The sequence below is a fragment of the Enterococcus sp. DIV0358 genome (assembly GCF_051713465.1).
GTDB classification, from domain to species: domain Bacteria; phylum Bacillota; class Bacilli; order Lactobacillales; family Enterococcaceae; genus Enterococcus; species Enterococcus faecalis.
In genome coordinates this window covers 2,738,206-2,745,000 of record NZ_JBIOPX010000001.1, presented here as the reverse complement: position 1 = coordinate 2,745,000, position 6,795 = coordinate 2,738,206, and the positions used below count along the sequence as shown (strand labels likewise).

Here is a 6,795-nt window from a genome sequence, read left to right as displayed (position 1 = left end):
CATTGAGAATATATTCGATGGCTAGTTGAGAGGAAAAGGTCGAGACTTTGAAATCTGCATGTTCAACGTTAGGAATGGGCAAAATCACTGTGGCGTATTTAGCTAATTGGCTGTTCAAGTCTGAAGTAATGGCAATAATCGGAGTGCCTCCTTCTGCAAAAATCCGTGCTTCATTTACGATTTCTGCAGTGTTACCACTGTAAGAGACGAGGATGGCTACGTCATTTTTGGTGGCATTGATGGCTAAATAAAATTGTTCAGCTTGATAAGGGATTAAATGGATAAATAGCTGAATGCGTAATAACTTTGTTTGAAAATCCGTTAAGCGAATGTAGGAGTTACTGACACCCACTGCTAAAATATTTTCAGCGGTTAAAAGTAAATCAATGCTTTTATTTAACATGGCCTCGGTTAATAACTGTTGGGTGGATTGAACAGTTTCAGTCGTTAACTGCGCAATTTTCTTGGCAATTAGTAAATCAGAATCTTGCGCTAAAAAAGGCATATTCGCATCAACATTCCGGATTGCTTGGTAGTGAATTTCTAAGTCGCGGGACAAGCGGATTTTAAATTCTTTGAAACCGCTAGTTTCTGTTTTTTTACACAAACGAACAATCGTGGAGGTTGAAGAGTTGGTGGCTTCTGCTAGTTCATAAATCGACATATGCAGGACTCGTTCAGTATGAGATAAAATAAAATCAATAATTAGCCCTTCGTTATATGTATAGCGTTCTTTTTGTTCTAAACATTCGATTAGATTCAATGGGTTCACCTCTCTGTGGTACTTTGTTTCGCTTTCAGTATACCTTAAGCGTATGAATTATGAAACATAGTTACAGAATCAGTTAGTTGTATTTACATCAGAAAGCGGTTTCTTTATGATGAGGATATCACAAAGGATTAAGGAGAGAAGTGAAATGGATAAGTTAACAAACTGGGTGGAGCAAGCTGTAGTGCCTAAAGTTTCAAGGATTACAAGTTTACGTTATTTTCAAGCCTTAAGAAATGGTTTTTTTGCAATTATGCCGTTAACAATTATTGGATCGATTTTTATGTTGATTACAGATTTTCCAGTAGCAGGGTATGGCGATTTTATGGCTGGAATTTTCGGTGCAGGTTGGGCGGATATGATTTCACCCGCTTATCGAGCAACTTTCAACATGATGGGAATTATTTTTGCTGGGACGATGTCCTATAAATTGGCGGAAAGTTACGAAATGGATCGTTTAACTTCATTAATTTTAGGAATTGTTGCTTACGTAGTCGTTTTACCGAAAACGGTGACCACTGAATCAGGCGAAGTTGTGACGAAAGTTTTATCGTTTGATTGGTTAGGAACGCAAGGGGTGATTACGGCCATTATTATGTCAATTCTTTCGGTTGAGTTGACTCGTTTCTGTATTAAGAAAAAATTAGTCATCAAAATGCCTGACAGCGTGCCTTCTATGGTGAGCCAAGCTTTTAGTGCATTGATTCCTGGGATTTTTGTGGTAGCGGTGGCTTTATTGATTAATGGGATTGGGCTTTCGTTTGCGGATTCCTTCCCACAATTAATTTATGCGGTGATTCAAGCGCCACTGCAAGGTTTAATCGGAACCCCTTTTGCAATTATTATTGTGGCTGGCTTAAATGGACTGTTCTGGTGGTTTGGAATTCATCCAACTGTCATCAATTCCATGCTATATCCTATTTTATATGCGAATGCAGACAAAAACCAAAGCTTAGCGGAATTAGGACAATTAACTGCTCAAAGTGGCAACTTTGGCACGGTCCAAATGCTCGATCAATTTGCTACAATTGGAGGCGCTGGTTGCACGATTGGCTTGGCTATTGCAATGGCCATCGTCGGACATTCGTCTAGAATGAAAGCCATGTCGAAAATTTCGTTTGTTCCAGCATTTTTCAACATTAATGAACCCTTGATTTTTGGACTCCCAGTTATTTTTAACCCTTTATTATTGATTCCGATTGCGGTCGCGCCGATTGTATCGGTCTTGATTGCCTTTCTGTCAATGAAAATTGGGTTCATGCCAATGTTTACAAACATTCAAGCACCATGGGCTACGCCCTTTCTGTTTTCGGGCTTTTTAGTAGGAAAATGGCAAGGTGCAGTGACGCAAGTTTTAGCTGTTGCCGCTAGTGTCGTTATTTATTATCCATTTGTAAAAGCCTTAGATCGACAATATCAAAAAGAAGAAGCCCATGAAGTACCAGAAACATTGTAGAGAAAGAGGAGTGAAGGAAATGCATGTTGAGAATGATGAAAATATTTGCTGTGAAGTGGAAAAAGGAATGGAAAAAATGTATCATCCGATGGTGCCCGAGTTGGTTCAAACCTCTTCCTTTTATTTTCCAACTTACGAAGAATTTATGGCAGCGAGTATAGATGAAAAAAATAATTATGTTTACACACGTGGTACCAACCCCACAACAGAAATTTTAGAGAAAAAAATTGCTCGTTTGGAACGTGGAGAAAAATGTAAAGTTTTTGCCTCAGGAATGGGCGCTATTTCGGCAACGCTGTTTACGTTGCTCCAACAAGGTGATCATGTTTTAATGGTCAACACAATTTATGGAGAATCTGTTTCGTTTGTGCAATATTTAGAGAAATTTGGCGTATCCTTGACCAAAGTAGACGTTGCAGAAACAGAAGAACTTTTTCAATTTGTTCAGGAAAACACCAAAGTCATTTACTTTGAAAGTCCGTCCTCACAAAAGTTTGAACTGCTAGATTTAGAAAAAATAACTGCGTTAGCACAAAAAATTGGCGCATACACTGTCATTGATAACACGTGGGCGTCACCGTTATTTCAGCATCCTTTATGCCATAATGTGGACCTGGTGATTCATTCTTGTTCCAAATATATTGGTGGTCATTCGGATATTGTAGCAGGGGCTGTCATTGGCAAAGCAGCGCTTGTAGATCAAATTTTTGAACATGGTCATCAAGCTTTAGGCGCAGTCAATAGTCCCTTCAATTCTTGGTTAGCGTTACGAGGTATTCGTACCATGCCCGTTCGGTTGGCGCATCAGTCTCAAGCCATCCAAACGGTGCTGTTGGCTTTGCAAAAGGATCCGCGAATCAGCCGCTTATATCATCCTTTTGTAGGAAATCAACAACAACAAGCGTTAGCAGAAAAATATTTAACAGGTTATGGCTCATTGTTTGCGATTGATTTAAAAGATACCGATTTTGAACGTTTGAAAACATTTGTGAACGCATTGACGCTGGTCACAATTGGGGTCAGTTGGGGTGGCTTTGAAAGTTTGGCTTTGCCTGTATTCAAAGGTAATAACTTGGCAGCTGTTCAGAAAAGAGGCTTGTCGCCAGCGCACATTCGCATGTACGTTGGTTTGGAAGAGCCAACATCTATTATCGAAGATATTCAACAAGCCTTGGATCAAGCCTATGGCGAAGAATCGCTTTTGTGAGACATTAAGATAATCAGCTGAACAAAAGCAACTCCTTCGGAAATAAGCCGAAATTCTCCAAAAATTAAAGAACAATTTTCGGAAATTTCTTCTTATTTCTTGGAGCTAAACACTTTTGTCTCAGCCTCTGTGATTCAATAACATATTTTCAATTTTAGGAGGGGAACTTAAGTCAGTTTGACTGAGGTTGCTCCTCCTGTTTTGCATTTTTTTATTAAAGTCAAAGCGTTCCTCTTTATTTAATAGGCAAAGTTCGATATAATAATGGTCAATATTAGTCAAGAGAGAAGAAGGATGGAAGACTATGAGTAATCAAAATACGTCAGATTTAATCGAGGCTTATTTAAAAAAGATTTTAGAAGAAAGTAATAAAATTGAAATCCGTCGGGCGGAAATGGCTAATTTATTTAATTGCGTTCCTTCACAAATTAACTATGTAATTAATACACGTTTTACCATCCAACGAGGCTACGCAGTTGAAAGTAAACGTGGTGGAGGCGGCTATATTCGCATTGTCAAAGTACAAATTTCAGATAACGATCAATTACTAAAACAAATGGATCAATTGATTGGCGCAACCTTAACAGAAAAAGATGCGCTAACATTTATTCAAACATTGTATGAAGAAGAAGTGATTACGAAAAAGGAAGGCAATTTAATGCTAGCTGCTTTAAGTAAAAGCACATTGAATGGTCTGGGGAATCACGAAGATTTTCTAAGAGCTCAAATAATGCGTTCATTTTTAGAGCGCTTGAGCTATGAGGAGGAATAACTATGGATGAACTATTTACAGAAAGTGCGAAAGCCGTACTGGCGATTGCCCAAGAAGAAGCGAAGTATTTTCGTCATCAATCCGTCGGTTCTGAGCATTTATTATTAGCACTCGTTTTAGAACCGAATGGGATTGCCGGAAAAACATTACGACAATTGAATACTGACACAGAAGACATCCGTGAAGAAATTGAGCATTTAAGTGGCTATGGCACCATGCAAAGTCCAATGGGGAATAACAACTTATACTTACCTTATTCACCAAGAGCCAAACAAATCTTTGCCTATGCTGGAGATGAAGCGAAGCGCTTAGGGGCTCAAAAGATTGGTACCGAGCATTTATTATTAGGCTTGTTAAGAGACGAAGAAATTTTAGCGTCTAGAATTTTAGTGAATTTAGGATTAAGTCTATCCAAAATGCGTCAATTATTATTGAAAAAAATGGGCGTTTCCGAACCCAATGGTGCACAACGTCGTCGGAATGGTCAAAATAAAAATGCGCCACAAGGGACGCCAACATTGGATTCTTTAGCGAGGGATTTAACCAAGTTAGCACGAGAACAAAGCTTGGATCCAGTAGTTGGTCGCGGGACCGAAGTTCGTCGTTTGATCCAAATTTTGAGTCGCCGTACCAAAAACAATCCTGTCCTAGTCGGTGAACCAGGTGTTGGGAAAACAGCGATAGCAGAAGGCTTAGCTCAGAAAATTGTCAACCGGGAAGTCCCTGAAGATATGCAAGGCAAACGTTTAATGATGCTAGACATGGGTGCCTTGGTTGCTGGAACCAAATATCGAGGTGAGTTCGAAGATCGCTTGAAAAAAGTTGTCGATGAAATCTATCAAGATGGACAAGTCATTTTATTTATCGACGAATTGCATACCTTGATCGGTGCTGGCGGTGCAGAAGGGGCGATCGATGCTTCAAATATTTTAAAACCTGCTTTAGCACGTGGTGAGTTGCAAACCATTGGTGCGACAACTCTGGATGAATACCAAAAATATATTGAAAAAGATGCCGCTTTGGAACGTCGTTTTGCCCGTATTCAAGTAGCAGAACCAACGCCAGAAGAAGCAGAAGAAATTCTAAAAGGCTTGCGTTCACGCTATGAAAAACATCATGGCGTAGAAATTACAGATGAAGCTCTACATGCGGCGGTTCAATTGTCGATTCGCTATTTAAATGACCGCCAATTACCAGATAAAGCAATTGATTTAATGGACGAATCTGCAGCAAAAGTTCGTTTAGATAAGGCAGATCAACCTTCAGAAATTAATGAATTGCGTACCGAAATTTCTCAATTAATTACGGAAAAAGAAGAGGCCATTCAAAACCAATCATTTGAAAGTGCTGCTCGGATTCGTCAAAAAGAAAAACAAGTGATGGAAAAACTAGAAGAATTGATTGCAGTGAAAGAAAAAAGTCTGTCTGGTTACAGTACACAAGTAACAGAAGAAGACGTGGCTGGAGTCGTTTCACAATGGACAGGCGTTCCTTTGCAGCAGCTAGAGAAGAAAGAAAGCGAACGATTGATGGAATTAGAAACCATTTTACATCAACGGGTCGTTGGCCAAAATGAAGCAGTTGAAGCTGTTTCACGCGCTATCCGTCGTGCGCGTAGTGGCTTGAAAGACCCAGCAAGACCGATTGGTTCCTTCATGTTCTTAGGACCAACTGGGGTTGGGAAAACAGAACTTGCCAAAGCCTTAGCCGAAGCAATGTTTGGCAGCGAAGAAGCCTTGATTCGCGTGGACATGTCTGAGTTTATGGAAAAATACAGTACTAGCCGTTTAATCGGTTCTCCTCCAGGTTATGTCGGCTACGAAGAAGGCGGCCAACTAACTGAAAAAATTCGTCAACGTCCTTATTCCGTTATTTTGCTAGATGAAGTAGAAAAAGCCCATCCAGATGTCTTTAATATTTTATTACAAGTCTTAGATGATGGCCATTTAACGGATGCCAAAGGACGAAAAGTCGATTTCCGTAACACGATTTTAATCATGACCTCCAACTTAGGAGCAACAGCGATTCGTGAAGAAAAACATGTCGGCTTCAATGTGAAAGACATTTCTAAAAATCATGAATTAATGCAAAAACGAATCATGGAAGAATTGAAAAAAGCCTTCCGTCCAGAATTCTTAAACCGAATTGATGAAACGGTTGTATTCCATTCCTTGAAACAAGAGGAAATTCATGAAATCGTAAAAATTATGAGTCAATCTGTCGTGAAACGGATGGCCGAACAAGAGGTTAAAGTGAAAATCACACCAGCTGCAATTGAAGTTATTGGTAAAGTCGGGTTTGATCCAGAATATGGCGCACGTCCAATTCGTCGGGCCTTGCAAAAAGAAGTGGAAGATCGTTTAAGTGAAGCCCTTCTTTCTGGTCAAATTCAGTTAGGGGATAAAGTAACTTTAGGCGCTAGCAAAGGTAAAATCACGTTAAATGTGCGGGCACCAAAAGCACCAAAGACAGAAGCGAAAGAATTACAAACTGTATAGATGAGATGCGAAGTCTGGTATAAAAACCATTTAGGGTTTTTATACCAGGCTTTTCTATTTTCCAGTGGCGATTTCTTTTTGAGAATTGCCAGA

Annotated in this window: 5 protein-coding genes (1 of these 5 only partly in view); 4 read left to right on the top strand and 1 reads right to left on the bottom strand. The window is 39.6% G+C overall.

The window, feature by feature from the left end:
* Positions 1-772: the 5' portion of a MurR/RpiR family transcriptional regulator gene (locus IGK70_RS13190; protein ID WP_002354705.1), read on the bottom strand. Its footprint begins 86 nt before the window's first position; only the first 772 of its 858 coding nucleotides appear in the window; the start codon lies at positions 770-772; its stop codon lies beyond the left edge, outside the window.
* 145 nt (positions 773-917) lie between these two features.
* On the opposite strand from IGK70_RS13190, the gene IGK70_RS13185 reads away from it, so the two are divergent.
* From IGK70_RS13185 to IGK70_RS13170, 4 genes are all read left to right on the top strand, one after another.
* Positions 918-2,225 (top strand): PTS sugar transporter subunit IIC, encoded by a 1,308-nt coding sequence (locus IGK70_RS13185; protein WP_002391542.1) that lies wholly within the window; start codon positions 918-920, stop codon positions 2,223-2,225.
* Positions 2,203-3,432: an aminotransferase class I/II-fold pyridoxal phosphate-dependent enzyme gene (locus IGK70_RS13180; RefSeq protein WP_002387604.1), complete on the top strand. Its 1,230-nt coding sequence runs from the start codon at positions 2,203-2,205 to the stop codon at positions 3,430-3,432. The genes IGK70_RS13185 and IGK70_RS13180 overlap by 23 nt, the downstream gene beginning before the upstream one ends.
* A 304-nt stretch (positions 3,433-3,736) precedes the next feature.
* Entirely contained in the window at positions 3,737-4,204 is a 468-nt protein-coding gene (locus tag IGK70_RS13175; RefSeq protein ID WP_002354715.1) for a CtsR family transcriptional regulator, read from the top strand.
* Positions 4,205-4,206: 2 nt separating this feature from the next.
* Positions 4,207-6,702, top strand: a complete 2,496-nt coding sequence (locus tag IGK70_RS13170) for an ATP-dependent Clp protease ATP-binding subunit (protein WP_002378875.1) — start codon at positions 4,207-4,209, stop codon at positions 6,700-6,702.
* The last annotated feature ends 93 nt before the right edge of the window (positions 6,703-6,795 follow it).